This is a genomic window from Klebsiella sp. Ech2A (assembly GCF_030078455.1).
GTDB lineage: Bacteria > Pseudomonadota > Gammaproteobacteria > Enterobacterales > Enterobacteriaceae > Klebsiella > Klebsiella terrigena.
On record NZ_JAQGFU010000052.1, the window covers coordinates 1 to 25787 of the forward strand.

Consider the following 25787-nt stretch of genomic DNA (forward strand, 5'->3'; position numbering starts at 1 on the left):
CCGCGGACGTGAACCGCCAGCTCGTGGTGCTGGCTCATTGCGGTCAGCATGGCGATGTTGAGCATGCTGCGGGTTTTAAAGGGCAGCGTTTCGTCACCCCATACCCGGCCCCAGCAGAACTCCGTCACCAGCCGCTGGACGGGGCGATTAAAGTCGTCGGCGCTGGCCCAGGATTTATCCACATGCGCCTCGCCTAAAACCTCTTTGCGGTTCGCAAAGCCTTGTTGAAACAGTTCACTCTCTTCCATCATGCCTCCTTGAGGAGCGACTCCTCATTTTTCGTATGATTGTATGACACTAAAAATAGCTAAAATTTTTTGGCCGATCAGGCCGGGTGATAGCCGATCATCGCCTTCACCTCCAGATACTCGCGCAGGCCGGCCTCTCCCCACTCGCGTCCGTTGCCGGAACGGCGATAGCCGCCGAAGGGAGCGTGAAAATCCGCGGGGGGATAGTTGATATGCACCTGGCCGGCGCGCAGCCGCCGGGCTATCGCCCGCGCGCGTTCGGGATCGCCAGACTGCACGTAGGCGGCCAGGCCGTAGTCGGAACCGTTGGCCATATCGATGGCCTGGTTTTCATCGTCATAGGGCAGGATGCAGAGCACCGGGCCAAAGATCTCTTCGCGGGCAATGGTCATGTCGGGAGTGACCCGGCTGAAAATCGTCGGCTGCACGTAGTAGCCTTTCTCGACGCCTGCTGGCCTGCCGGTGCCGCCGATCAGCAGTTCCGCCCGTTCATCGATGCCGCACTGAATAAGCTGCTGAACGCGGTCAAACTGCGTGCGGTTGACCAGCGGGCCGAGCCGGGGTTTATCATCGTCGCCTGGCCCCGAGCGATACTGCATGGCGGCCCGGCGCGCGATGGCGTTGACCTCATCCAGCCGGGCGCGGGGGACCAGTAAACGCGTCGGGATTGAGCAGGACTGTCCGCTATTGGTAAAACAGGCGGCGACCGCGCGGGTCACGGCGTTTTGCAGATCGACATCATCCAGCAGGAGGTTGGCCGATTTGCCCCCCAGCTCCTGCGCCACGCGCTTGACGCCCGGAGCGGCCAGCCTGGCGACTTCGATCCCGGCGCGGGTCGAGCCGGTAAACGAGACCATCTCTACGTCCGGGTGCGCCGCCAGGGCGGCGCCGACGCCGGGGCCGTCGCCGTTGACCAGGTTGAACACCCCGGCGGGCACTCCGGCGTCATGCAGCACTTCGGCAAGCAGCAGGGCGCTGAGCGGGGAGTATTCGCTGGGCTTCAGCACCATGGTGCAGCCCGCCGCCAGCGCCGGCAGCACTTTCACCACCACCTGATTCACCGGCCAGTTCCAGGGGGTTATCAGCCCGCAAACGCCGATCGGCTCCAGGCGCAGGCGGGTACTGCCGCGCCGTTCTTCGAAGGCGAAATTTTCCAGCACCGCAATCAGCGTCTCCAGGTGGGCTACGCCGCGTACCGCCTGCCCGTCGCGGGCGAATGCGCGCGGCGCGCCCATTTCGCGATGAATCGCGTCGACAAACTCGTCGTAGCGGCGCTGATACCCGCTCAGAATGCGTTTTAATAGCGCGATGCGTTCGGCAACCGCGGTTTCAGCCCAGCCGGGAAAGGCCCGGCGCGCGGCGGCGACCGCCCGATCGACGTCCTGCACATTCCCGAGGGCTAACTGGCAAATGGGCTGCTCGGTGGCCGGATCGATCGCCGTGAACCAGCGCGGCGCGACCGGATCAACCCAGCCGCCATCGATATAAAACTGTGTGGTATGGGACATGATCAGTTTCCTGTGGATGGCGCGTTATCGTCCAGCAAACGGTACATTTCCGTATGGTCGGCGCTGGCCGATACGGTCGCCGCGCACTGGTGCCAGAGATCGATACACTGCTCGCCGAGACGCAGCGGATAATCGACCGCGGTGGCCAGCCCTTTGGCGATTTGCAGATCTTTATCCATTAACTTCAGGGCAAAGCCTGAAGCGTAGCTGCCGCTCAGCATAAATTGTTTCACCTTGTTTTCTGAGGTGTTGCTGCGGCCGCTGGAGGCGTTTAGCACATCGGTCATCACCTGCGGGTCGATGCCGAAACGGCGGGCAACCTGCAGCGCTTCCACCGTGGCGGTCAGCCCGGCGGCGGAAACATAGTTATTCAGCGCCTTCGCCGCGTGACCGCTGCCGGCGGCACCGATATGCAGGACGGAACTGCCCATCGCCGACAGCAGCGCCCGGCAGCGGGCTAGCACCTCCTCCTCGCCGCCGACCAGAATGGCCAGCTTGCCCTGTTCCGCGCGCTTGACGCCGCCGGAAACCGGGGCATCGAGATAATGTAAGCCCTGCTGCTGCAGGCGCTGCGCCAGATCCCGCGAGCGGGACGGCACGGAGGAGCTCATATCAATGACCACCGCGCCGGCGGGCAGGCGTTCGGCCCACCGCTGGCCGAACAGCACCTCCTCGACGATGTCGGAGTTGGGCAGCATGGTGATGAGCACGTCCAGGCCGACCGCGCCGTCCGCTGACAGCAGCCCGGCGCGCAGCGATTCCGCCAGCGCGCCGGCGCGCGACCGATCGGCGTCATGCAGCAGCAGGGCGTAGCCCACCTCGCTCAGGCAGGTGGCCATGGGCGTTCCCATCATGCCTAAACCAATAAATCCCACGGTGTGGATATTTTTCACGTCAACCTCTCTTAACGACAGAAACGGCGGCGCTAGCGCAGCGCCGAAAAATCAGTGGGTAGCAGAAAGCTATTTTCGATACGGCAAACAATGGCCTGCTGACGCTCGCTCTCCGCGCGCTTCTCCTGCCACGCCACGTCGGCCTGGAACGCATTCCAGCATTTTTCGCGTTCGGCCATATCTTCCCAGCTCAGCAGATAGGTCAGGGTGTGGTTGCTCTCGCCGACGGCGGTCGTCCAGAAACCAATTTGTTTAATACCGTATTTCTCAAAGAAACCGAGGGTGGTATGGCGAAAACGTTCCAGCAGCGCCGGTAGGCGGCCCGGCATACAGTGGTAAATGCGCATTTCAACGATCATGGGGTGCTCCTTTTCAGCATGAAGAAACCGGCAGCGGTTGCCGATCGACGCGGACGATCCACCCCTCCGTTTCGGCTGAAAAAGCCGGGTAGCGGCGTAGAACCAGGGGATCGTGACCGGGAACGATATGGTCGGCGGAGTCGGCCAGGCCTTTGACGATGTCGTAGCCTTCCATCATATCGCCAACGTTGAACACCACCGGATAGGGGCGGCCCTGCTCGATATTGGCGTAAAAGTGCGCCGCGTCCGAGGCGAGTACCACCCAGCCGCGGGCGGTATTGACGCGCACGATCTGCAGGCCGTCAGAGTGGCCGCCGGTGCGATGCAGGGTAATGCCCGGCGCCAGCTGGCCGTCGCCGTTATGAAAGCGGACGCGGCCGGCGAACAGTTTATCAACCATCGCTTTCACGTCTTCAACATCGAAGGGATGACGGACTTCGTGGTGGCACATGCAGCGCCCGGTGCAGAAGGCCATTTCGCGATCCTGCAGATGGAAGGTCGCGGCCGGGAACAGCGCGTGGTTGCCGGCGTGGTCGTAGTGCATATGGCTGATAATGACGTCGGCGACGCTTGCCGGATCGACACCAATTTGCGCCAGGCCTTCGGCGATCGGATGGATGATGGTGCGCCCGCGCTGCTGCGCCATCTGCTCATCGAAGCCGGTATCCAGCACGATGGTGCGGGCGTCGTTCTGGATCACCCAGATAAAGTAGTCGATGGGCATCGGGCCGTCATGGAGATCGCCGCCGATAAAGTTGTCCCGCGCCATCCGATGGTGGTGGGCATAGCGGATTGCGTAGATTCGATACTGTTCAACGCCGGAAGACATAGTTGACTCCTTGTTAAAAGGTCGATAACTGCACGATCGTTTTTTGTAGTAAAGAGGTTACAATCTTGTATGACAATAATGCAATAATACAAGTATGATCGGTTTCACAAATTTCGACCGCTGGCCGGTAAAGCGCGGCTTAATGTGATGTCGGTTCGATTTTGTCACTTAGATTTGGCGGATTTTTAATGAAAGCGAGGCTATCCCCGCTGGGATGATCCGAGCCGCTGGAGGGGAGAAAAGGCGAAGGGGAACGGGCGGGAGGGCGGCGCGGTGACGCGAAGGCGTATGCGCCGTCCGCCGTGGCTATGCGCGGGGCGCGGTAACTGCCGCTGTGGCAAAAGCGGCAATCTGCCGGTCCTGCTCTTTGCTGGCGCCGATAACCACGCCCTGAGCATTGCGTAGCGCGATGCCGCCGGCAATCAGGGCTTCAGCAAGCGCCAGGGTTAGGGTCATCACATCATCCTCAATGGGGTAAAGGGGCGCGTTTACGGGCATCGATCGCCGCCCAGGCGTGGATCAGCAGGCCGCAGAGCGCGAGGATGGCCCCGACCCAGCCGGTGGACTGCCAGCCGAAACCGGAGGAGATGGTGACCCCGCCCAGCCAGGCGCCCAGCGCATTGGCGATGTTAAACGCGGAGTGGTTCATCGCCGCCGCCATGGTTTGCGCATCGCCGGCGACATCCATCAGGCGAATTTGCAGGACCGAGGAGAGTGACACCATGGTGCCCACCAGCATCACGGTGATCGCGCCGGGCCACGCGTAATGCGCGGTATACACGTAGGCGCTCATCACCACAATCGCCCAGACCAGCAGTAGACGAATGGTTTTTTCCAGACCGCGCTCCGCCAGGCGGCCACCAACGATGTTGCCGATAATCATCCCCAGACCAAACATCGCCAGAATCACCGGGATCATCGCCACCGGCTGGTGGGCCAGCTCCAGCATCGTCGGCTTCACGTAGCTGAAGATTGAGAACATCCCGCCGCTGCCGATGGCGCCGATGGCCAGCGTCAGCAGCACCTGCTTGCTGGTCAGCGCCGTCAGCTCGCGCAGCGGGCTGGCCGCCTTATCGCCGGCGCGCCCGGGCACCCAGGCGCGAACCAGAATCAGCGTCAGCACCGCCAGACCGCCGACGATAGCGAAGGCGCTTCGCCAGCCGAACAGCTGCCCGATGGCGGCCACCGCCGGAACTCCCAGCAGGTTAGCGATAGTCAGGCCCAGCAGCACCATCGAGACCGCCCGGGCGCGCTTAGTGCGATCCACCAGGCTGGCGGCCAGCAGCGCCGCCACCCCGAAGAAGGTGCCGTGCGGGAACCCGGAGAGGAAGCGCGCCAGCAGCATGGAGTAGTAGCCCGGCGCAACGGCGCTGAGCAGATTACCCGCGGCAAACATCGCCATCAGGGCTACCAGAAAGTCCCGCCGCGCCCAGCGCGCGCCGAGAACCGCCAGCAGCGGCGCGCCGACCACCACGCCGAGCGCATAGATGCTGATCAGATGGCCGGCGGAAGGGATCGAGACGCGCAGCCCGCTGGCCGCATCGGGTAGCAGACCCATAATGACAAATTCGCCGGTACCGATAGCGAAACCGCCGGTGCCGAGCGCAAACAGCGCCTTCAGCAGAGCGGTGCGCGAGAGGGAAACTTCATCAGCATCCTTATCGCGAGGGTGTTCATTGAGCGATGAGATCATTTTTATTTTGACTTGTGCAGGTGAACAACAAATGCGCCCCGTGCAGCGAACTGCACGGGGCGCGTCAGCGATTTTGGCCGCGATTAGCGGCGGTGCGCCAGCGCCTTGCCGACCACTTCTTCCGAGTGGCCAAAGCCGTAAGCCGGAGCGGTATCGATAAGATTAATGCCGCGGTCCAGCGCTTCGTGCAGCGTGGCAATCGACTGTTCGTCACGACTGCCGCCCCACATACTGCCGCCCATTGCCCAGGTGCCAGGACCGATACGGCTGACCGGTTGTGAAATGCCGGCGATGTGGATGGTTTCGATTGCCATGTTTCCTCCTGTCGATAGTTGGCTCTATACTAACTCATGTTAAGTTGAATTAATTTCAACGAATCCTTGACGACAGAGGGCACTTTTATGCCAGCACCGGTTCGCGGCGAGCTCGCCGATCTGAACGTATTTTTAACTATCTGTCGGCGTAAAAGCTTTCGCCTTGCGGCTGCGGACCTTGGTGTTTCGACTTCCGCGCTGAGTCATACCATGCGCGGGCTGGAAGAACGGCTTGCCGTGCGTCTGCTCAACCGCACCAGCCGTTCGGTGGTGCCGACCGATGCCGGCGAGGCGCTGCTTGGCCATTTGGAAGCGGGCTTTTCCCATATCCGCCTGGCGCTGGATGAACTGGATCATTATCGCGAATCGCCGGTGGGGCGGCTGCGGATTAATATCCCCCGCGATGCGGCCCAGCTGCTGTTTGCGCCGGTGCTGGCGAAATTTATGGCCATGCACCCGCGGCTGCAGCTGGAGATCGCCGTCGATAATACGCTGGTGGATATCATCGGCAGCGGATATGACGCCGGGATCCGCTACGGCGAAAGCGTGCCGCGCGACATGATTGCCATGCCGCTGACCCGCAAGCTGAAGTGGATTGTGGTGGCTTCCCCGACCTATCTGACCCGTAACGCCCATCTTCCTCTGGACCACCCCGACGATCTGTTTCAGCATCAGTGTATCCGTATGCGCCTCGGCAACGGGACGGTATATAAATGGCAGCTTAAACACGCCGGGGAGGCGCTGGCGCTGGATGTTCCCGGCTCGCTGATCCTTAATGAAACCGAGATGATTATCGATACCGCCCTGAACGGCTTCGGACTGGCCTACTGTCTGGACGTGCGGACGCGCCCGCTGCTGGAGAGCGGGCAGCTGGTGCAGGTGCTTCCCGGCTGGATATGCGAAGATGAGCCGATGGTAATGTATTACCCCAGCCGCAGGCAGCTCCATCCGGGCCTGAGAAAACTGATCGAGATGATGCGCGAGGCGATGTTGTAGCATCCCCCCGTCCGTAATAGCGCCGTTCCGGTGCGCGGCATGGTGCTGGAATTCCGGCAATAGAATGGGGAGCAGTGGCGACAGGCATGAACGCCATGCCGGTGTTCCCGGTCTCCACCGTCGAAGAGTTCTACGCGCGGCAGATCGTCACCTTACCCGACCCGGCAACCGGTAAGCCCGAATTGATGCTTTTGAAAAAAAGTATCAGTCGGAATTGCAAGTAAATTAGAGGATAATTTTCCATGCCAGGTAGCCTATGCTCCGCCAAATATAAACCCCAGGCAATTAAATTGCCTGGGGTTTTTCATTTCTGACCTTCTCAGTATGCCGGTTTGATTGGGGCCGTCCCGTCCTGCATTAGGCCAGGCTGATACCTCAAACTAAAGAGGTTCTTTAGCTCCGAATACGATCCAGCCGTAATCAGGAGTCTGATCCCGAACCCGGTGCACCGGGCTAAGCCTCGTCAGCGCTACGAATGTTCCTCACTCCTGATAGGTTCTTTCAGAACAAAGGCATAGCTGAGAGCCCCGAGCAATAACAGCGCCGCGCCGGCAAGGAAGACATAGGTAAAGTTATTGGTGGTATCGAGAATTAAGCCGGCAACGATAGGGGCCAGCGCTGCGCCCAGGAAACCGCCGAAATTCTGAATGGAGCCGAGAGAGCCGACCGAGCCCGCGGGCGCGACATCCGTCACCAGCGCCCAGATCGCGCCTGAAGGCAGCTGTGCGGCGAAATAACCAATAGTCAGTAACAACATACACAGCGGCGTACTTTCAATGTAAGGTACCGGCGCCACTGCGCATGCCGCAATCAGCGCTCCGCCGACGATCGGGATCTTACGCGCGGTAATGGCTTTCATGCCTTTTCTAATCAGGAAGTCTGAAATAACGCCCCCCAGCAGCACGCCAAAAATACCGACAAAGAACGGGATGGCGGCCAGCCAGCCGGTATTCATCAGGCTCATGTGACGATCGTGCTCAAGGTAGCGCGGCAGCCAGGTCAGGTAGACCCAGACCGTAAAGTAAATCCCGAAACAGCCTACGACCATCCCCCACGTCGAGCGCTCGCGGAACAGGGAACCCCAGCTGCGGGAGGGGGCGGAAGAGGGCTGATGGTGGTCGACAATTTTGTCTTGCGGGGCCTCTTCCGCGGTGGGTTCGCGATAAAACCGCAGCCATGCGAGCAGAATCACCAGCCCGAGAGCCCCAATGACGATAAACATGCCTCGCCAGCCCATGGTCAGCATGAGGATCGTCAGTACCGGCGGCGCGATGGCATTGGCAATCTGCGACCCGGTGTTGAACAGGGCGGTTGGAAAGCCGCGCTCTTCTTTACTGAACCAGCTATTGGTGACCTTGACGCCGGAGGTAAAAAATGGCGATTCCGTTACGCCCAGCAGCATGCGCAGGGCGTACATTATCCCAAACCCGTTGGCAAACGCGCAGAATATCGTCACCAGCGACCAGCCCCCGGCGGCAAAGGAAAACATCTTTTTGGGGCCGAAGCGGTCGACAAGATACCCGGCAGGGAGATTGGCCAGCGCATAGGGCCACAGAAAAGCCGATAGCAGTAATCCCATCTGAAATGACGACAGGCCAAATTCAGCGGCAATGGTCGAGTTCGCGACGCTGAGATTGGCGCGGTCGAGATAGTTGACCACCGCGGCCAGCAAAATAATCACCACCAGATACCATCTGAGCTTTGCTCCGGGAATGACGTTAACTTTATTCTGGCTGAGGGCATTATCAGGTACGGATACAGAGTCTGTTCTTCTCATGAAAGAATCCTCTAAACTTCATCTTGGCATCGACGTTATTTGTTTAAAATTTATATTGTTCGTCGAAGTTAAATAGGGGCTGAGGTTTCCAGTTCGGCCAGCCCGGCAATCAGGCTCTGCACCTCTTCAGGCGTAATATTTAATTGCGGCGCGCGCATCCCGCCGGCATTAATTCCGCGATATTTAAGTCCTTCTTTAAAGTAGGACATATTGCCGCCGTTTTTCAGCAGTTCGCAATATTTATTCGCCTGGCGCTGGGCGGCGCGTGCGCCCGGAATATCTCCGCGATTAAAGGCCTCATAAATTTTGATAAAAGGCTCCGGGTAAACGCAGGAAACCCCTGAAACCACGCCATCGCAGCCCATCGCCAGTGCCGGAAGAAACAGGCGGTCGGCGCCGACCATTACGGAAAAATCATAGTCCTTGATGGCAAGGTACTGGTTGACGGTGAGGTAGTCCGGATAGCTGTATTTAATCCCCACGACGTTCTTACATCTATCCGCAACGCGCTGGGCGACGTCAGCAGAGAGATTGTTCGCGGCGCACTGCGGGATATTGTAGAGATACACCGGGAAATCGTGCGGAACGGCATTGGCGACGGCGACAAACCAGGCTTCAAGCTCACGGTCGTTAGCGCCGAAGAATGACGGGGTCACGACGCCGATTCCGTCAGCCCCGGCCTCTACCGCATGCCGGGCAAGCGACAGCGTTTCTGCTGTGGTCATCGCACCGACGTGAATATAAACCGTCGCTCGTTGGTTATTTCTTTTAATGACGGTTTCGGCAACTTTCTTCCGCTCTTGTTCGCTGAGGCGCAACATTTCGCCGGTGGTGCCCAGCGGATAAAGACAGTGCACGCCTTTCTCAACAAGAAAATCGGTTAGCGCTTCGATGCTGTCATAATTAATGGTGTCGTCGTCATTAAACGGTGTAATCATTGCTGTGGTGATGCCATATAATTTTTTCACAGAGACCTCGTCAGATGTTGAAGGATATATTCCGGAAAACGAGCGACGGACGCCGGGAGTTCCGGATTTTTACTGCCTGAATAAAGGTGAGTCGTCTTGTTAGTGATTAACGTAGCGGCTAAGCACGCTAAAAAGAATCAGCGCGGCGGTGCCGCCGGGATCTTCCGTACCCGCGCTGCTGTCGGCAAACGCCGCTGCTTTACCGTGACGTGGAAACATGGTTCGGGTTGCTTCCAGCCCGGCCATCGCGGCGGCATGAGCGGCTTTCGCCGCGCGGCCGAGCGGCGCTCCCGCCGCGGTTTCCTGCGCTAACGCGTCGCTGGCCGGCAATAAGACATCCAGCACGGTTTTCTCTCCGGGCTGGGCTTTTCCCCGCTCGGCAATACCCTGAGTAAAGGCGCTGAAGAAGGTGGCCAGATCCGCGGCGCTGAGCGTCATCAGCTCCGACGCCAGCGCTTTTCCCCCGCGCATAAAGCCGGTGGCCATCAGCGTTCCCATTGTCGATGGCGCCGCCCTGGCCATCGCAAAGCCGCACTGAACGAGATAATGAGCAATCCCTTTCTCAAACTCGGGCCGTATCTGCTGCGCGGCATGAAAGGCTTTTTGCATCGTGATGCCAAGGTCGCCATCGCCCACGGCCTGGTCTAATTTGATCAATTCATCCCGCTTCAGGCTCATTTCGGCAGACCACGCGGCAATAAGGCCTGTCGTATCGTTAAACGTCAGTTCAGTTTTCATATCGTACCTTTAGCCATCCAGTTCCGGCTGAGAGAAGAAGGGGGTACAGGCGGAGGTGGCGAGGTAGCCCGCCAGCTCATCGTTGAGCTTACAAAGGGATAATGAAAACCCGGTCATTTCCATTGCCGTGGCGTACTCCCCCTGATACGCGTGGAATACGGTGATGCCGCGTTCATCCAGCGTTTGCTTGACCCGGCGGAAAAGAATGTAAAGCTCATCCAGAGGCGTGCCACCCAGGCCATTAAGCAGAACGGCAGCGCGGTCACCGGGGTTAAAATTCAGTTCGTTAAGAAGCAGGGGCAGGATGCGGTCAATAATTTCGTCGGCGGTGCCGAGCGCGGCTGTTGAAATTCCGGGTTCGCCATGGATACCCATGCCAATTGCCATTTCATTCTCGGCCACCGAGAAAGCGGCGTGACCCACTTCAGGAATGATGCAGGGTGAGAGCCCAATGCCAATCGTTCTGGTGCAATCGCCGGCCTGTTTAGCCAGTCTGGCGACGTCATCGAGGGATAAACCGGCCGCGGCGGCGGCGCCGGCGATTTTATACATGAAAAAAATGCCGGCTACGCCGCGCCGGGTTGCCGCCCGCTCAGCCGGGGCCGAGCCGACGTCATCGGCCCCGCGTACGGATAGCGTTCTGATATCTTCCATCTCCGCCATCTCGCAGGCCATGTCGAAGTTGAGGATGTCTCCGCTGTAATTGCCATACAGGTAGAGTACGCCGGCCCCTTTATCCACCGCTTTTGTCACCTGTAAAATCCGATCGGCGGACGGCGATTGAAAAACATCGCCGACGGCGCAGCCATCGAGCAAATTATTCCCGACGTACCCGAGAAACAGCGGCAGATGACCCGAACCGCCGCCGGTGACAATGCCAACTTTCCCCGGGCGAGTCTCCTGGGCGGTCACCAGGCAGTGGCGATCGTTATCGGCATATTTAAGGTATCGGGGGTGCGCCGCGTAAATTCCCTCGAGCATTTCCGCCACATATTCACCAGGGTTATTAACGAACTTCTTCATTTGGTAAATCCTTACAGGGCTGATATTTAATTAATGGCTTGATACCCGCCGGATATCTGTTTTGATAATGAAATTGGTCCACCACGGCGTAAACTAAAATTTTACTAAAATTATTTTAAGAAAAAAGAATTGTGATTCTTGTCACATGTTTAAATGCACTAACAGGCTAGGGTTTATAAAATATAAGATCGTCAAATAAAGCTTGTAATACATAGGGTTGAATTCTCAATATGGTTAAAATTAAAGATATTGCTAAAAAGGCCAACGTTTCTTTGAGCGCGGTATCGATAGCGATTAACGGTAAAAAAGGATTGTCCGTAGAGACGCGGGAGAAAATCCTGAAAATTGCCCATGAATTAAATTATCAACAATCTTCGGCGCGAGAAATTCGCGGCGTATTGCGATTCCTGAAAATTGCTTTACACGGTGAAACGATCAACGAGGCGCATAACCTGTTTATCAGTGGATATATTGATGGGCTTATTGAACAGGCCGGAAAATACGGCTATGCGCTTGAGGTCGTGGGCTATGACAAAAAAAGCGTTGAAGAAATCGTCAGGTCGCAGAATAGCGGGGCCCTCGCCGATGGGCTGGTCATCCTTGGCACCGAGTTCGAGCAGGGGGACTTTACGCCCCTGCGCCGATTATCAGTTCCCTTTGTGATTATCGATAATGTGAATGATTTTTTACCCTTTGATTTTATTAACATGAATAATCGCGCGGCGATTTACAATATTCTTCACCATTTCAAACGTGCCGGAATAGAGGATATTGGGCTGGTATACAGCGATGCGCATACGCCTAATTTCAGACAGCGTGAGCAGGCATTTCATGAACTGGTACCGACGATCGGGCTGAGATCCGCAGAGAAGAATTTGGTTTGCGTCAGTCCGAACGCCCAATCGGCATATGAGGCCATGCTCAGCCATATCGGGGCGACAGAAAAAATTGCGCAAGGCTATTTTTGTATTAATGACATCGTCGCCTACGGCTGCATCAGAGCGCTACATGAACGTGGATTCCGCGTGCCCGACGATGTTTCGGTTATCGGCTTTGACGATCTGCCGGTCTCCGGCGTGATGGAACCCGCGCTGACCACCGTGAAGGTAGGTAATAAAAAGCTGGGCGCCGCCGCCGTTGATTTGCTGGTCAGTAAAATAGACGCGGGGCGGAATAACAATCATACCAGCGTGTTGCTCAGCGGAGAGCTGGTTAAAAGAAAAAGCGTGCGTCAACCTTGCGCAAAGCCATGATGGATTACGTTATTTAGCATCAACCATCACCTATTATTGAGGGTATTATGATCATATCAAGCTTAGATAATGTCAGCCATGATTCTACTGCATTAACGGAGATACTGAATCATCCCGAACTTGAACTATCGGCGCTGATAAATACGCCGCCCGGGAAATATGCTGTACCCGGGCAGGAGTGGTTCTATATCGTCAGCGAAGGCGAAACGAAGCCCGAGACCGGTCATCAACCCGAATTCCATAAACGCTATGGCGATATTCAGCTGGTGATCAGCGGCACGGAAAGAATTTATTTCAGAACGACGCCGCCGGATCTGGACGAGCACGGGATAGCACCTGCTGCAACCGATCTTTATTTTTTAGAGCACAGCAGCACGAATGGCTCAGTGGTGCTGAATAAGGGCGAATTTGTTGTTTTTTATCCCGGCGAAATCCATAAGCCCATGTGCCATGCCGCCGGTCGCGCCAGTAGCGTCAAAAAGCTGGTGGTGAAATTCCCTTATCCGCGGTAAGAGTGAACGCGGCGTGATTAACGCAAGGGTTGCCGATGACCGTTGCGTTAATCCTCAAGGCGAACGATAGCGCGGGCTATTGCTCTTGATAAACAGGGGGCTGCACTTCCCAGTACGGCGGGGTTCCGACTTTCTCAACCATAAAATCAATAAAGGTTCTGACCTTGTGCGGTAAAATTCGCTTTTGCGGATAGAGCATCCAGATGGCGGTTTCGCTGGGGAACATACTAAACTCCCAGTCCGGAAAGACCCGCTGGATATGGCCTTTTTCCTCCTCCTCACGGGATAACCAGTTGGGCAGAATCGCAATCCCGGCGTGGTTGCAGCAGGCGTAAAGCATCGCGGCGCTATCGCTGACGCTAAGCCGATAGTTAATCGGTATCCGCTGCCATTCATCTTCCGATCCGGCTCTGCGCGTATACCACCCGGCGCCGTGCAGGCGAGAAAACATCACAATATTCATCTCTTTCTGCCCGTCGCCGCCGGTGCCGGGAACGACCGGAGGGCAATTTTGCGCGATCCACCGCGGGCTGGCCCACGCGGCGCGCGTCTGAGAGGCCAGTTTGCGAGCGTGAATGGAGGAGTCCGGCAGCACCCCAATGCGAATACTCAAATCGATTCGCGCTTCAATCAGATCCTGTATCTCATCATTAAAACTGATATCCAGAGAGATGTTGGGGTGCAGGCGGAGAAACTCATCGACAAAAGGCATGACGTGTAGTCGACCAAAGGTACTGGGTACGCTGATGCGCAGCAGGCCGGAGGGGTGTTTATCCAGCGCGGAAGTTAAATGACGCGCTTCCTCCCATTGCAGGAGCAGCTGTCGGGCATGAGAGTAGAAAAAATCCCCGGTTTCCGTCAGCGTTAATCCGCGGGTGGAGCGGTTAAACAGCGTCACCTGTAAATACTCTTCCAGTTCAGAAATATGACGAGAGGCGGTTGATACTTCTATATTTAACGCTTTGGCTGCGGCGCTAAAACTTTTATGATCGGCGGCGCTGACAAAGGTCCTGATTGCGGATAAATGGTTCATCGAATTTTACGTCTCATTTATGATGAATGTCTTTTCAGCAACCCATTGGTGTAGCCACTTAGCAATAACGGTCCTGACTTTACAGCTTATCACTTTGCTTCCCCAGGTATTCCCTGCAATATTCATGGATACTGATGGTCGATGCATAAAAATGGCTTCCCCAACGGCAGGAAGCCGGATGATTAATGGCATGACGTTATTTTGCCGTGACGCGCCAGACGCTATTTCCGACATCATCGGCGATAATTAACGCCCCCTGATTATCCTGGGCAAGTCCTACCGGAGCGCCATACAGCTCTTTCTCATCCCGTGAGACAAAACCGCTGACCACGCTCTCCGGCTTACCGACCGGTTGGCCCGCTTTAAAGGCGACGAAGCTGACCTTATAGCCATTGAGCGGTGAGCGATCCCAGCTGCCGTGCTCGCTGATAAAGACCCCGCCGCGGTATTTTTGCGGCAGCATCTGCCCGGTATAAAACTGCATTCCCAGCGGCGCAACGTGGGAGCTCAGGGCGTAGTCCGGCTTGATGGCCCTGGCGACCTTGTCCGGGCGAGGCGGCTGGACGCGGCGATCGATGTGCTGGCCGAAATAGCTCCAGGGCCAGCCGTAAAAACCGCCGTCCTGAACGGAGGTCAGATAATCGGGAACCAGATCGGCACCTATCTCATCGCGTTCGTTGGCAATCGCCCACAGCCTCCCGCTCTGCGGCTCCCAGCCGAGGCCCGTCGGGTTCCTGATGCCGCTGGCAAAGATCCTGCTGGCTCCCGTGGCGGTATCGACCTCAAGGATGTTGGCGCGACGATACTCTACGTCCAGGCCGTTCTCGGTAATATTGCTGTTGGAGCCGACGCCGACGTACAGCTTCTTACCGTCGGGGCTCGCCAGCAGCGCTTTGGTCCAGTGGTGGTTGATGGTATTCGGCAGGTCGGCGAGTTCGGTTCCGGCATCGCTGATGTGCGTTTCGCCCTGCTGATAGGGATAACGCATGATGCTGTCGGTATTGGCTACGTACAGATTGTTGCCAATCAGCTGTACGCCGAACGGAGAGTGCAGATGTTCGAGGAAAACATGTTTCTCCCAGCCGCTGCCGCTTTTGCGTAGCAGGGTAATGCGGTTACCGCCTTTACCGCCTTTGCCGGACTGATTTTTTACTATCCCGGCAATCAGCTGTTTCGGCGTGGTCAGCGGCTCCTCGCCGGGGCTGTTGCTTTCAACCACCAGCACATCATCGTTGGGCAGGACGTAGACCATGCGCGGATGCAGGAAACCGTCAGCCATCTTCTCAATGCTCAGCCCCTCGGCAACGTCAGGCTGCGCGCCCGCTTTCCAGCCGACGCCGGACGGAACCTGCATCGGCGGCATCAGGTAATCCTGTGCTTTTGGCATCAGCGGATCCGGCCCGGTTTGTTGATCAGGGGACAGTTTCGCTTTTTCATCACATCCCGCAAGGACCAAAGTCAGCGTTAACATTACTGGTAGGGGCAGTAATATTCTATTCATGGCGATAACCTTTATTTTTTGTATGGCAGGAGGAGCTGATAATGTTGGCAAGCAGCACGCAGATAACGGTGAGGGTCGAATAGACCACATTTTGTGGCGCAATCGCGTAAGCATCGCGGCTGTGGACGAAACAATTCACAATGGCTGAAATAATGGCGATGACGTTCAGCCAGAAATCAATTTTTGCCGCCGGGAGTCGCGGGGAAGGGGCGACGAACCAGACCTGCGCGAGATTAATCAGCCGCGGAACGATGGCGAAAATCAACCCCAGGGCAATAAGCCAGCTGGCGCTTTTTCCCCACATGACGTTGGTGCTGTAGAGATAAATAATATCAAAGATCCATCCGGCAATAAAAAAGCCATACGGCACGGGGTTGAGAAGATTATAAATTATCGTCGCCAGCGTATTACGCCGGCCATAAGAGTTTTCACTCATATTATCAGTTCCTCGTCAGGGAGAATAAAGGCGTGCAGAGGTTTCTGCTGTCAATAACGTTATGAGAAGAGGCGCATGACAGCATGCTAAATAACCTGGCTAATGAGTCGGTATTAACATTATAAACGCGGAAATAATTATACATATTGTTAATAAGTTCGATATATCAATATGCGGAAATCTGTTTTGCAGAAATCACCATACCTGATGGTGTTATAGTTAGTTATGGTGATATTCAGCTAAATCGACTACGCGGAGCGCTCCGGGCAAAGCCAGGGGAAACTGCGTGGGATGTTAATCGTGATGTGGGAGAGTATGGAATGAATTTACCGGTTGTCGCCGTTCTTGGGCTGGGTGCGATGGGGCACGCTTTTGCCAGCAATCTGCTAAAAAATGGTTTCACCGTCCACGGCTGGAACCGTTCGCCAGAACGCGGGGACGATCTGCTGGCCGGCGGGCTCATCCGGCATGCGACGCCGCGGCAGGCGGTGGAATCTGCCGAGGTGATTCTGTCAGTCCTGACCGATGCGCAAGCCACCCTGCAGGTGATCCAGCAGATCGCCCCGGGGTGCCGGGAAGGGGTTGTTTTTTGCCAGATGGGGACCATTGGCGTTGAGGAGACCCGGGAAGCCATCGGCCTGCTGGAATCCCTGTCTCCTTCGTCAACCTATCTCGACGCCCCGGTTTCGGGGACCAAAAAACCGGCCGAGAATGCGCAAATTCTGGTACTCGCCAGCGGCGATCGTCAGCGAGGCGCGGCGGCCGAGCGCGTATTTGCCGCCATTGCGCGCCGCACGCAATGGTTTGGTGAGGCCGGCAGCAGTCAGAAAATGAAGCTCGTGCTGAACGCCTGGCTGATTACGATGATGGAAGGCGTGGCCGAGAGCGCATTGCTGGCGGCGAAATTAGGCTTTACCCCGGCAGAGTTCTGGCAAGCGCTGGATGGTGGCCCGTTGGCGGCACCCTATGTCAAAGGCAAGCTGGAGATGATTGCGGAAAACCGTTTCCCTGCGCAAATGCAGCTCGGCCACGCGCTAAAAGATGCCAATCTGGCGCTCGATGCGGCCGAAGACACGGAGCTGCCAATCCTGAGCAAAATCGCCGATTGCTGGGAAGAGGCGGCCGCAGATGGCTATGCCGGTCAGGATCTGGCGGCGGTTTATGCCTGGCTTGCGGGCCAGCCGGCAGACAAGCGCTGAGGGCCTACCTGAAACCCCGCCGCGCTCTTCGCCTGACCCAGAGACGCGGCGGTCCCCCGCGCGCAGCAGCTGCGCCAGCGTTTATACCGGCGGTCATGATGATGCGCGATGGCGCGGCGCTTATCGATGGCCCCGCGACGCCGCAGCGTACCCGCCTGTTTCGATAGCCATTTATGCTAACTGTCTGTAATGTAGTCAGTTTAAATTTCACCGCTAAAAAAGGAATAATAACGGATGTACGCTCGCGAGTATCGAAACGGGGGGCGTTGCAGGATGCTGTTTTCAGCGCTCGTTTGTGTGGCTCTCCTCTACGGCGCGAAAGGGTATGCTAAACCGGATATGGCGCCGCTGGGGCCGAATATCGCCGATCGCGGCTCTGCGTTTTACCATTTCAGGGTCGAAAATTTCGACTCGGCTGACGGAAAGAGACATTACCGGGTCTGGACCGGTATTCCGGATAAAAAAGCGCCGGCGTCGGGCTACCCCATCCTTTATATGCTGGATGGCAATGCGGTGATGGATCGTCTCTCGGAGCCGTTGCTTAAGCAGCTAGCGGAAAAATCCCCTCCCGTCATTGTCGCTGTGGGTTACCAGACCAATCTACCCTTCGATCTGAATGCCCGGGCCTATGATTATACGCCCGCGCTGGAAGTGAAGAACGGGGAGGCGGAGGGGAAGAGCGGGCGCTACCGGCGTAAAGGCGGCGGCAGCGAGGATTTTCGCCGGCTGCTGGAGATGCGTATCGCGCCGAATGCAGAACGGGGGATTAAAATCGATCCTGAACGGCGCGGTGTCTGGGGGCATTCTTACGGCGGCCTGTTCGTCCTGGATTCATGGCTGTCGTCCTCTTTCTTCCGTTCGTACTACAGCGCCAGCCCCTCTTTGGGAAGAGACAACTTCTCGTTATTGGCCCGGCTAACGGCGAGCGATAAAGCGCAATATTGTCATAATAGTTTGTTTTTCATGGAGGGATCCGCATCTCCGGGGAAAAATACGCAAACGCAACCTACTGATACGATGAGTAAAATCCACAACGGCGTGTCCGCCATGCGGCAAAGCGGGCTCGCGGTGGAATACTGGGATTATCCCGGGGTGACGCACGGACCGATGCTGAACGCCTCTTTTCGGAGCGCGTTATTGCACATGAGTACCGGAAGGACGCTCGGGATATCACAATGTGATAAGTCCGCCAGCCGCTGAAGGAGGGCTGTGGGCGGACAGCGCTGTCCACGGCCCCTATTTATCAGCTTATGATGCGCGGTCGGCTGTTATCAGAAAGACAGACCCTCACTGCGCCGGGCGTGGCGCACGGAGCTGCGGCTGGATGCGGGCATACCGCCAGCCAGAATCAGGGGATTCACCGCTCGACAGACATGAACTCTCACGCCGTAAATTGCTGCACGCGCGGCCTTTGCTTTAAAAACACTCAATGATAGTGGTGACAAACTCCTGCCACGTGCGGCATTCGCTGGCCTTTTTCAAATTTGGCGGCTCGAGGAGCAATACGATAAGGTTATCGAAAATATCGTAGAACAGAGCTCTTTCGGCCTGATTAATCGAAAATAGCAGCACCACGTTGACCATATTATTGCCCCACGGAAAGCTTTTTTCGCTAATCACGACGCAGAGCCCGGTTTTGTTCGCATTCATCTTCATTGAATGCGGAACGGCGATATTGCCAAAGGTGGTGGAGTAGTTGTGCTCCCGCTGGAAAACATCGTGCACGAAATCCGCATCCACGTAGCCGTGACGGTGCAGGGCGTCCGCCATAAACGGAATCGCCTCATTTTCATCCGCCAGCGGCGGATTATGGAAAAAGAGTTTTTTGTTGGAGATAAGCTGCAAATTTTCCAGCAGCCGGGCCCGTTTCTTCTTCTGCCGTACCCGCTCAACCTTATACTGCAGGGCCGAAATATCCCTGTCGGTCAGGAACGGATTAATATAGACCCATTCCATCAGGGTCTGCGGGATCCGCAGCGTGGAGATCAGAAAGTCAGGTGCCGGCAGGTTGGCAAACTCTTCATAGGAGGTCACGATCGCCCGAATAATAAGCTGCTGGCCGAACAGGCTGTCAATCTGCGATATCAGCTGATTGGTATGATTATGATAGTGCGGCACCAGCAGCACGCAGCTCACCTTATTTTGTCCGGCGATCTGATTGCCCAAAATGCTGCCAATATGCAGCGCAATATAGGCAATTTCATGCTCGTCCACGGTGAAGCCGGTGGCCTGGCGAATTTTTTCCGAAATCGCTACCGCGCAGTCAAAAATAAGCGGGCAGGATGTCCGAATCTGTTCAGTCAAGGGATTACGGGTCACGTGCCCATGCTGAAGCCGCACCAGCAAATTTTTAATATGGATGGTGAAACGCACCAGGAACTGCTCGCTGTCGCCATCAATAAAATCATAGCGCCGCATTTCTTTGCACAGTATCGCCACCAGCTCCATGCACTCTTTGCCGGCCAGCATCTCGATATTGCCGGCGTGGATTTCGTCCATGTCGATTCTGATAAGGCTGCTGAGCAGGACCACGGTGAGGGCTTCGGCCTCCTGTTCGCTATACATCACCTCGAAGTGCTGCTCAATTTGATTAATGACGTGACGCGCCAGCGTGGTTTCGCGCTCATCATATTTTCTTTCACCGGCAGCGGGCGAGGCGGCGGAACACGGATTAAAGGTGTGGTCGTTACGAATGCGGTCAATGCTGATAACGACATCCAGCACCAGGCTTAGCAACGCATATTCGTTGATGAAGTAGTGCCAGGATTTGCATGATTCGACCAGAATAGAGACCAGCAGGTCGATGTCGTAGCGGGGAAATATCCGTCCGATTTCCGTCAGGCTGAGGATATTCGCGCTAAACTCCGCGTACAGAATGCTGGAAAACATCCTTCGTTTGTCCTGCTCCAGCCCCTCAACCGCCAGGCAATCGTTGGTCACGGTGAGGTACAGATTAAAGTCCTTCAGTTTTTTTCTCACCAGCAGCAGATCTTTTTTGACGGTTTCATAGCTGACGCACAGCACATCGCTCAGACCGTACAGGTCGGGCAATTGCGCCGCCGGCTGGCGACTATTGAGGAGCTGGGTCAACAGATAGTTAATCCTCTCTTCCGGCGTTTGCGGCATTTTATGGGCATGGCTGGAGAGCACGCGCATGATGCGCTCCTTGTCCACCGCATAGCCGCGATGCGAGGACTGGATAAGCCCGGGCTCATTTGCATTTATCTCGGCGATGTAGTTCTTCACGCTGCGATCGCTGACGGCCATGTTCATAGCCAGCATCTGTGCGGTTTGCGCGTCAGCGCCGTCGAGAAACAGCCGCAGCAGTTTCAGATGCTTGTTTTGCATTTCCTCTCCTGTTTGTCTGACGCGTTTCAGCGCGGACCTGAGCCTGCCGATAGGGAGCCTTCCCGCCGCGGCGAGCGGTTCATCACCATGAGCCCGGCGATCGTCAGCAGCATGCCCAAACATGCCCACAGTCCCAGGGTTTCATGGAAAAATATCATTCCTGACAGCGTAGCCACGACCGGTTCTATCGAGGCCATCATCGCCGCCTTGCTCGCTTCCCCCTGGCCGATCGCCTGAGTATAAAGCAGATAGGGTAGCGCCGTGTTCAGTATGCCGATAACGGCGATCCAGGCTAGCGACTCGGGCGCCGCCTGCAGGATACCAAGCCCATGAGGGATATCGATCGCACACAGCGCCGCCGCGGCGCCGAAGATAAAACACCAGGCGGTTACCGTCAGCGGATTGCCGCGCCGCGCCTCTATCTTCGCCAGCACGGCGTAAAGCGCATACAGCAGCGCGGCGAGAAGATCAAAACCGATCCCGCGCGCGGAATAGTGCTGCGCCGCGGGGGAGATACCGGCCGCAAGGCAGATCCCGCCTAAGGTTAGCCCCAGCGCTACCGTTTTACGCGGCGTCAGCGGTTCATGAAATATCCGGACCGAAAGCAGCATGACGATGGCCGGCGACGTATAAACCAGCACCGCGGTCAGCGAGAGCGAAAGTTCCCGTACCGACAGCACGTAGCACAGCGAGTAGAAGAACAGGCAGCCTGCGCCCATCATCGCCAGCGAGGGAAGCTGGCGCAGATGGATACGCATTCCGCCGGGGCGGCGCAGCGCAATGAGGCTCACCGCCGCGGCGGCAACCGTCAGGCGCAGGGCGCCGATTTCGGCCGCCGTGAAGCCGCAGGCGCCAAGATGGCGCATGACCACGCCTGACGTACCCCAGCAAATGCCGGCGCCCAGCGCCAGCAATGCGGGTTTCTCTGATGCTATCAAAGCTCTTCACCGTGGCTGGCAATCGCCCGCTGATACCAGCTATAGCTTTTCTTCGGACTTCGCGCGGCGCTGCCCCGGCCGTAATCGTCTAAATCAACATAGATAAAGCCGTAGCGTTTGCTCATCTCCGAAGAGGAACAGCTGACGATATCAATAGGCCCCCAGGGGAAGTAGCCCATGACGTCAACGCCGTCGCGGACCGCTTCTTTCACCTGTGCCAGGTGAGTACTCATATAATCAATGCGATAGTCGTCATTAACCTCGCCATTCGCTTCTTTCTTGTCGAATGCGCCAATCCCGTTTTCGGCAATCATGATAGGAACCTGATAGCGATCCCAGTAGAGGTTGAGCTTGGTGCGCAGGCCGATGGGATCGATGCCCCATCCCCAGTCGCTGGCCTGAATATGGGGGTTAGGGTAGGACGTTTTATGCTTCAGCACGCTCTGCGCGTCGCTTATGCGGGTGTAGTAATAGGAGATGGCGAGAAAATCGGCGGTATTGCGTAAAGCCTCTTCGTCGCCGGGATAGAAATGCAGCTGAATATTATGCTCGGCAAAATAGCGGAACGCATATCCCGGATAGCGGCCGCGCAGCAGCACATCACCGTAAAAATACTCCATTTGATTGCGGCGTACGGTCGCCAGCACGTCCTCCGGCTTGCAGGTCGCGGGATAGCTAATACCGTCGGCAAACATCATGCCGATACGAAATTCCGGGTTGATACGGCGCGCAATCTCGGTGGCTTTCGCGCAGGCGACCATCTCGTTATGCACCCCCTGATATTTTGCTTCATCAAGATTGGCGACTTTGTCTTCCGCAATCCCGAGGTGGTTGAATGACTCATGAACGATCAGGTTGATCTGATTCACGATAATCCAGTACTTCACTTTGTGCTGATAGCGGGTAAAGACCGTCTCACAGTAGCGAACGAAGAAATCAACCAGCTCTCGTGAATACCAGCCGCTATAGGCGGTAGTCAGATGCAGCGGCATTTCATAGTGGGAGAGGGTAATCACCGGCTCCATGCCGTTGGCGATAATCTCATCGATCAGATTATCGTAAAACTGCAGTCCGGCCTCGTTTGCTTCCCGATCGTCGCCGTTAGGGTAGATTCTCGACCAGTTGATCGAGGTACGGAAAGCGTTCATGCCGGTGGCGGCTAGCAGCTGCAAATCTTCTTTATAGGTGTGGTAAAAATCGATGGCATTACGTTTCGGATAAACGCCCTGGTCGTCCGCCATCGCATTGCGGATATATTCGGTAGTGATCTCTTCGTTGTATTTTTTGTCGAGCGCGACGTCATTACGGAAAAGGTTAATATCCGCCACGCACCATCCTTTGCCATCCTCCTGCCAGGCTCCTTCACATTGATTAGCGGCGACCGCGCCGCCCCAGAGAAAGGTCTTGGGGAATCCATCAGGAACGCGTTTAGTAGTCAAAATAGGTCACTCCTTTTATTAAGCGGCCGGCCGGCCGCTATTCGGGAACAGGATATAAAGTATGGTTTCAGGATGCCGCAGCTTCCGATTCAACCTGCTGTTTTTCATACATTTTAAAGAAGGGATACCAGATCAGCGTACTGACGGTCGCCACAACGGCGAACAGCACCAGCCCGCTTAAATCTTGCGACACAATCCACGTCGAAATAGGGAACGGGCAGTACCACATATCAAATACGGCGGCCGGGATATTGACGGCGCCCATATCGAGAACGACATAGGTAATGAGCGGTAAAATAATGCCCTGCAGCCACAGCGGTACCATTAATATTGGGTTCCAGGCGACGGCGCCAAAAATAACCGGCTCATTAATATTAAAGATCCCCGGAACCAGCGATGCCGACCCCAGCGCTTTCAATCTTTTAGATTTCGATCTGACCAGCATAATGACCAGCGGTAGGGTTGCGCCAATCCCGCCGATCGCCACCCACCCGGAATAGAGCACTTCTGCCGTCACAATGTTTTTGGCTACCCCTCCGGCGGCCACCGCCGCCATATTGGCGGTAATACCGGCGAGGAAAATAGGTTTGGTGATTGGGAACAGCACCCAGCCGCTGATCCCCATCGAGTAGAGAAACACGCCTAAAAAGGTAATCAGTAAAAAACCGGGCAGCGTTTGTGCGAAGCTGGTGATCGGCATAAAAATATTAAGTAATATTTGATACAGATCCAGCTGTAGTACATATACCGCCAGCCAACCGGTCACCGTGACCACCAGGATTGGAATAATTGCATCAAACCATACCCGGACAAAATCTGGAATCGCGCTGTCTTCTTTAAAGAATGAATACCTGCCGGCAATTCCCATAATAAAGGCAACGTAGATCCCGGCAATAATAGACACAAACATCCCGCCGGCGCCAAAGTATTTAAACTGCAGGACTGAAACCTCCTGCAGTTTGACAATAATCATAAACAGGGCAACCCCGGACATACCGGCAATTAAGCGCATTTTATTGATTTTCTTTTTTTCCATATAGTTAAATGGAATCAAAAATGCAATAAATACGGAAATTAGCCCCATCGTATAGCTGGATATTGTCGAGAGGTTGGGGAACCAGGGCAGAAAATTTTTCAGAATCGATAAAACGGTTACCAGCGAGCCAACCAGGATCATCGGCAGCACCTGCATGATTGAGTCTTTAAGCGTTAAAACCCAGACATTGCGGTTGACCTTGTTCATTGGCGGCGCAAAATGCACCTCCATCCAGTCGATAAATTTTTGCATATCGGTTATGCCTCGCTTAACCTTTATTTAATTCGCTAAGAAGATGATCCAACGCCTTAGCGCCATCCAGCAGGGAGTAATATGACTTATCCATTAAGATGACTTTGATGTTCATCGTTGCCACTTTCTCTTCCAGCTCCGGAATTAAATATTTGAGGTGTGGCCCAACCATCAGGCAGTCGATTTCCTGTAAAAAGCTTTCAACTTCGGCTTCGCTACGGGCGACGACGCTGCAGTCGAGTCCGCGCTTTGCCGCTTCCTTGCGAATGTTTGCGGCCAGAAAACCGCTGGATGCTCCTGAGCCACAAATCAGCAATACGTTTAATTTTTTCATTTGCGTATAGACCTTTATATAAGTGTTGTGATGTAGGGTCATTTTATTATGCTCATCGTTATTGCCGGCATTCAAATATGCTATTTCACTGTTGAAGTGAAAATATTTACTTACGCCGCAAACGATAAAAATAAGTGACCGGCATCACGCTGAGTGAACGTTTTTATTTCAAAATAATTTGCTGGATCGCTTTTTTTAACGGCAAGAGTGCCGGCGGTGATACGGAAAGTTCAGCAACACCCAGACGAATAAAATATTCGCTCAGCGCTAAATCTGCTGCCAGTTCGCCGCAGACGCCCACCCATACGCCATGCTGATGCGCGTGGGCGCAGACCTGCTCAATCAGGCGTAATAGCGCCGGATGCGTCGGATCGCCGTAGGGGGCAAGGGCCTGGTTCTGGCGATCGACCGCGAGGGTGTACTGCGTTAAATCGTTGGTACCGATACTAAAGAAATCCACCTCAGGCGCTAACAGGTCGCCGGTCAGGGCGGCCGCGGGCGTTTCGATCATGATCCCCAGCTCAATATCCGCCCGGTAGGGGATACCCTCCGCATCCAGCTGCTGGCGACACTGCTGGTAGAGAGCTTTCAATGCCCGAACTTCCCAAAGCGACGCCACCATCGGGAACATAATGGCAATGCGTCCCCAGGCGCTGGCCCGTAAAATGGCGCGGAGCTGGGTTATCAGCAGTTCGGGTTGCGACAGGCACAGGCGAATTGCCCGACAGCCCAGCGCCGGATTGTCTTCCTTCGCCAGGCGCAGCGCTGCGGTCTGTTTATCCGCACCGAGATCCAGCGTACGAATAATCACCCGCTTGCCGTTCATGCCTTCGGCAACGTCGCGATAGGCGGCAAACTGCTCCTCCTCGCCGGGCAGATCCTCGCGCCCGAGGTAGAGAAATTCGCTACGAAACAGGCCGATGCCTTCTGCTCCGTTGTCCAGCGCCGCTGCCAGCTCCTGCGCCGAGCCGATATTTGCGTACAGCGCGATGCGGCGTCCGCAGCGCGTGATGGCCGGTTCGTCTTTGGCGGCGAGCAGCGTCTCGCGCCGTCGGGCCTGCTGTTCCAGCTCCTCCTTATAGCGTTGACGCGTTTCACCATCGGGCGTCAGGCAGATGCGGCCGCGATTGCCGTCAATAACCGCCTCCAGGCCGTCCCAC

Annotated in this window: 27 protein-coding genes; 6 read left to right on the plus strand and 21 right to left on the minus strand. The window is 56.0% G+C overall.

The window, feature by feature from the left end; genetic code table 11:
* The 8 genes from PFH44_RS12030 to PFH44_RS12065 form a co-directional block, all read right to left on the minus strand.
* A partial coding sequence (locus PFH44_RS12030; RefSeq protein ID WP_283825106.1) for a carboxymuconolactone decarboxylase family protein occupies nt 1–248 on the minus strand: 248 nt, incomplete at its 3' end.
* Between the two features lie 77 nt (nt 249–325).
* Entirely contained in the window at nt 326–1756 is a 1431-nt protein-coding gene (locus PFH44_RS12035; protein ID WP_283825107.1) for an aldehyde dehydrogenase family protein, read from the minus strand.
* A 2-nt stretch (nt 1757–1758) separates the two neighbouring features.
* Nucleotides 1759–2649 (minus strand): NAD(P)-dependent oxidoreductase, encoded by an 891-nt coding sequence (locus PFH44_RS12040; protein WP_283825108.1) that lies wholly within the window; start codon nt 2647–2649, stop codon nt 1759–1761.
* A 32-nt stretch (nt 2650–2681) separates the two neighbouring features.
* Complete coding sequence (locus PFH44_RS12045; protein ID WP_133597208.1) at nt 2682–3008, minus strand: NIPSNAP family protein; 327 nt, start codon at nt 3006–3008, stop codon at nt 2682–2684.
* A gap of 13 nt (nt 3009–3021) precedes the next feature.
* Complete coding sequence (locus PFH44_RS12050) at nt 3022–3837, minus strand: N-acyl homoserine lactonase family protein (RefSeq protein WP_283825109.1); 816 nt, start codon at nt 3835–3837, stop codon at nt 3022–3024.
* 306 nt (nt 3838–4143) lie between these two features.
* A complete protein-coding gene (locus tag PFH44_RS12055; protein ID WP_283825110.1) occupies nt 4144–4293 on the minus strand; it encodes a hypothetical protein in 150 nt (49 codons plus the stop codon).
* Between the two features lie 10 nt (nt 4294–4303).
* Nucleotides 4304–5530, minus strand: coding sequence for an MFS transporter (locus PFH44_RS12060; protein WP_283825111.1), 1227 nt, complete (start codon nt 5528–5530; stop codon nt 4304–4306).
* Nucleotides 5531–5613: 83 nt separating this feature from the next.
* Nucleotides 5614–5844, minus strand: coding sequence for an aldo/keto reductase (locus PFH44_RS12065; protein WP_045854705.1), 231 nt, complete (start codon nt 5842–5844; stop codon nt 5614–5616).
* Between the two features lie 87 nt (nt 5845–5931).
* Here PFH44_RS12065 and PFH44_RS12070 point away from each other — a divergent pair, with 87 nt between their 5' ends.
* On the plus strand, nt 5932–6840 hold the full coding sequence (locus tag PFH44_RS12070; RefSeq protein ID WP_283825112.1) for a LysR family transcriptional regulator: 909 nt from the start codon (nt 5932–5934) through the stop codon (nt 6838–6840).
* Between the two features lie 86 nt (nt 6841–6926).
* The gene (locus tag PFH44_RS12075; protein WP_283825113.1) at nt 6927–7064 is read left to right on the plus strand and encodes a hypothetical protein; all 138 of its coding nucleotides are present in this window, start codon (nt 6927–6929) and stop codon (nt 7062–7064) included.
* Between the two features lie 245 nt (nt 7065–7309).
* On the opposite strand, the gene PFH44_RS12080 is transcribed toward PFH44_RS12075, so the two are convergent.
* From PFH44_RS12080 to PFH44_RS12095, 4 genes are all read right to left on the minus strand, one after another.
* The gene (locus PFH44_RS12080) at nt 7310–8617 is read right to left on the minus strand and encodes an MFS transporter (RefSeq protein ID WP_045854707.1); all 1308 of its coding nucleotides are present in this window, start codon (nt 8615–8617) and stop codon (nt 7310–7312) included.
* Between the two features lie 68 nt (nt 8618–8685).
* A complete protein-coding gene (locus tag PFH44_RS12085) occupies nt 8686–9585 on the minus strand; it encodes a dihydrodipicolinate synthase family protein (protein WP_045854708.1) in 900 nt (299 codons plus the stop codon).
* A 99-nt stretch (nt 9586–9684) separates the two neighbouring features.
* Nucleotides 9685–10323 (minus strand): dihydroxyacetone kinase family protein, encoded by a 639-nt coding sequence (locus tag PFH44_RS12090; RefSeq protein WP_283825114.1) that lies wholly within the window; start codon nt 10321–10323, stop codon nt 9685–9687.
* A 9-nt stretch (nt 10324–10332) separates the two neighbouring features.
* Nucleotides 10333–11346: a dihydroxyacetone kinase subunit DhaK gene (locus PFH44_RS12095; protein ID WP_283825115.1), complete on the minus strand. Its 1014-nt coding sequence runs from the start codon at nt 11344–11346 to the stop codon at nt 10333–10335.
* A 230-nt stretch (nt 11347–11576) separates the two neighbouring features.
* Between PFH44_RS12095 and PFH44_RS12100 the strand changes: the two genes are divergently transcribed.
* Entirely contained in the window at nt 11577–12599 is a 1023-nt protein-coding gene (locus PFH44_RS12100; protein ID WP_052698706.1) for a LacI family DNA-binding transcriptional regulator, read from the plus strand.
* Nucleotides 12600–12646: 47 nt separating this feature from the next.
* The gene (locus PFH44_RS12105) at nt 12647–13111 is read left to right on the plus strand and encodes a NanQ anomerase/TabA/YiaL family protein (RefSeq protein ID WP_283825116.1); all 465 of its coding nucleotides are present in this window, start codon (nt 12647–12649) and stop codon (nt 13109–13111) included.
* 76 nt (nt 13112–13187) lie between these two features.
* Here the strand turns inward: PFH44_RS12105 and PFH44_RS12110 are convergent, their stop codons facing one another.
* The 3 genes from PFH44_RS12110 to PFH44_RS12120 form a co-directional block, all read right to left on the minus strand.
* On the minus strand, nt 13188–14144 hold the full coding sequence (locus PFH44_RS12110) for a LysR family transcriptional regulator (RefSeq protein WP_283825117.1): 957 nt from the start codon (nt 14142–14144) through the stop codon (nt 13188–13190).
* A gap of 196 nt (nt 14145–14340) precedes the next feature.
* Nucleotides 14341–15645 (minus strand): PQQ-dependent sugar dehydrogenase, encoded by a 1305-nt coding sequence (locus PFH44_RS12115; protein ID WP_283825118.1) that lies wholly within the window; start codon nt 15643–15645, stop codon nt 14341–14343.
* Nucleotides 15638–16081, minus strand: a complete 444-nt coding sequence (locus PFH44_RS12120) for a DUF2231 domain-containing protein (RefSeq protein ID WP_045854713.1) — start codon at nt 16079–16081, stop codon at nt 15638–15640. The genes PFH44_RS12115 and PFH44_RS12120 overlap by 8 nt, the downstream gene beginning before the upstream one ends.
* Nucleotides 16082–16401: 320 nt before the next feature.
* Here PFH44_RS12120 and PFH44_RS12125 point away from each other — a divergent pair, with 320 nt between their 5' ends.
* Nucleotides 16402–17280 carry an NAD(P)-dependent oxidoreductase gene (locus tag PFH44_RS12125; RefSeq protein ID WP_045854714.1) on the plus strand — a complete coding sequence of 293 codons (879 nt, stop codon included), beginning with the start codon at nt 16402–16404 and terminating at the stop codon, nt 17278–17280.
* A 234-nt stretch (nt 17281–17514) separates the two neighbouring features.
* Nucleotides 17515–18480, plus strand: a complete 966-nt coding sequence (locus tag PFH44_RS12130) for an alpha/beta hydrolase (protein ID WP_283825119.1) — start codon at nt 17515–17517, stop codon at nt 18478–18480.
* A gap of 216 nt (nt 18481–18696) precedes the next feature.
* On the opposite strand, the gene PFH44_RS12135 is transcribed toward PFH44_RS12130, so the two are convergent.
* From PFH44_RS12135 to ptsP, 6 genes are all read right to left on the minus strand, one after another.
* Nucleotides 18697–20628, minus strand: a complete 1932-nt coding sequence (locus PFH44_RS12135; RefSeq protein WP_283825120.1) for a BglG family transcription antiterminator — start codon at nt 20626–20628, stop codon at nt 18697–18699.
* Nucleotides 20629–20654: 26 nt separating this feature from the next.
* A complete protein-coding gene (locus PFH44_RS12140) occupies nt 20655–21566 on the minus strand; it encodes a DMT family transporter (protein ID WP_283825121.1) in 912 nt (303 codons plus the stop codon).
* Nucleotides 21563–23008: a glycoside hydrolase family 1 protein gene (locus PFH44_RS12145; RefSeq protein WP_463671546.1), complete on the minus strand. Its 1446-nt coding sequence runs from the start codon at nt 23006–23008 to the stop codon at nt 21563–21565. Before PFH44_RS12145 ends, PFH44_RS12140 begins: the two co-directional genes overlap by 4 nt.
* Before the next feature lie 64 nt (nt 23009–23072).
* On the minus strand, nt 23073–24293 hold the full coding sequence (locus PFH44_RS12150; RefSeq protein WP_283825123.1) for a PTS sugar transporter subunit IIC: 1221 nt from the start codon (nt 24291–24293) through the stop codon (nt 23073–23075).
* Nucleotides 24294–24309: 16 nt separating this feature from the next.
* Nucleotides 24310–24627 (minus strand): PTS sugar transporter subunit IIB, encoded by a 318-nt coding sequence (locus tag PFH44_RS12155; RefSeq protein WP_283825124.1) that lies wholly within the window; start codon nt 24625–24627, stop codon nt 24310–24312.
* Between the two features lie 163 nt (nt 24628–24790).
* A partial coding sequence (gene ptsP / locus PFH44_RS12160; protein ID WP_283825125.1) for a phosphoenolpyruvate--protein phosphotransferase occupies nt 24791–25787 on the minus strand: 997 nt, incomplete at its 5' end.

Bases quoted from the DNA above. Each gene is read 5' to 3' on its own strand.
- PFH44_RS12035 (WP_283825107.1), bottom strand. From the start codon at position 1,756: ATGTCCCATACCACACAGTTTTATATCGATGGCGGCTGGGTTGATCCG.
- PFH44_RS12045 (WP_133597208.1), bottom strand. From the start codon at position 3,008: ATGATCGTTGAAATGCGCATTTACCACTGTATGCCGGGCCGCCTACCG.
- PFH44_RS12050 (WP_283825109.1), bottom strand. From the start codon at position 3,837: ATGTCTTCCGGCGTTGAACAGTATCGAATCTACGCAATCCGCTATGCC.
- PFH44_RS12055 (WP_283825110.1), bottom strand. From the start codon at position 4,293: ATGACCCTAACCCTGGCGCTTGCTGAAGCCCTGATTGCCGGCGGCATC.
- PFH44_RS12060 (WP_283825111.1), bottom strand. From the start codon at position 5,530: ATGATCTCATCGCTCAATGAACACCCTCGCGATAAGGATGCTGATGAA.
- PFH44_RS12065 (WP_045854705.1), bottom strand. From the start codon at position 5,844: ATGGCAATCGAAACCATCCACATCGCCGGCATTTCACAACCGGTCAGC.
- PFH44_RS12070 (WP_283825112.1), top strand. From the start codon at position 5,932: ATGCCAGCACCGGTTCGCGGCGAGCTCGCCGATCTGAACGTATTTTTA.
- PFH44_RS12075 (WP_283825113.1), top strand. From the start codon at position 6,927: ATGAACGCCATGCCGGTGTTCCCGGTCTCCACCGTCGAAGAGTTCTAC.
- PFH44_RS12080 (WP_045854707.1), bottom strand. From the start codon at position 8,617: ATGAGAAGAACAGACTCTGTATCCGTACCTGATAATGCCCTCAGCCAG.
- PFH44_RS12090 (WP_283825114.1), bottom strand. From the start codon at position 10,323: ATGAAAACTGAACTGACGTTTAACGATACGACAGGCCTTATTGCCGCG.
- PFH44_RS12095 (WP_283825115.1), bottom strand. From the start codon at position 11,346: ATGAAGAAGTTCGTTAATAACCCTGGTGAATATGTGGCGGAAATGCTC.
- PFH44_RS12100 (WP_052698706.1), top strand. From the start codon at position 11,577: ATGGTTAAAATTAAAGATATTGCTAAAAAGGCCAACGTTTCTTTGAGC.
- PFH44_RS12105 (WP_283825116.1), top strand. From the start codon at position 12,647: ATGATCATATCAAGCTTAGATAATGTCAGCCATGATTCTACTGCATTA.
- PFH44_RS12110 (WP_283825117.1), bottom strand. From the start codon at position 14,144: ATGAACCATTTATCCGCAATCAGGACCTTTGTCAGCGCCGCCGATCAT.
- PFH44_RS12115 (WP_283825118.1), bottom strand. From the start codon at position 15,645: ATGAATAGAATATTACTGCCCCTACCAGTAATGTTAACGCTGACTTTG.
- PFH44_RS12120 (WP_045854713.1), bottom strand. From the start codon at position 16,081: ATGAGTGAAAACTCTTATGGCCGGCGTAATACGCTGGCGACGATAATT.
- PFH44_RS12125 (WP_045854714.1), top strand. From the start codon at position 16,402: ATGAATTTACCGGTTGTCGCCGTTCTTGGGCTGGGTGCGATGGGGCAC.
- PFH44_RS12130 (WP_283825119.1), top strand. From the start codon at position 17,515: ATGTACGCTCGCGAGTATCGAAACGGGGGGCGTTGCAGGATGCTGTTT.
- PFH44_RS12135 (WP_283825120.1), bottom strand. From the start codon at position 20,628: ATGCAAAACAAGCATCTGAAACTGCTGCGGCTGTTTCTCGACGGCGCT.
- PFH44_RS12150 (WP_283825123.1), bottom strand. From the start codon at position 24,293: ATGCAAAAATTTATCGACTGGATGGAGGTGCATTTTGCGCCGCCAATG.
- PFH44_RS12155 (WP_283825124.1), bottom strand. From the start codon at position 24,627: ATGAAAAAATTAAACGTATTGCTGATTTGTGGCTCAGGAGCATCCAGC.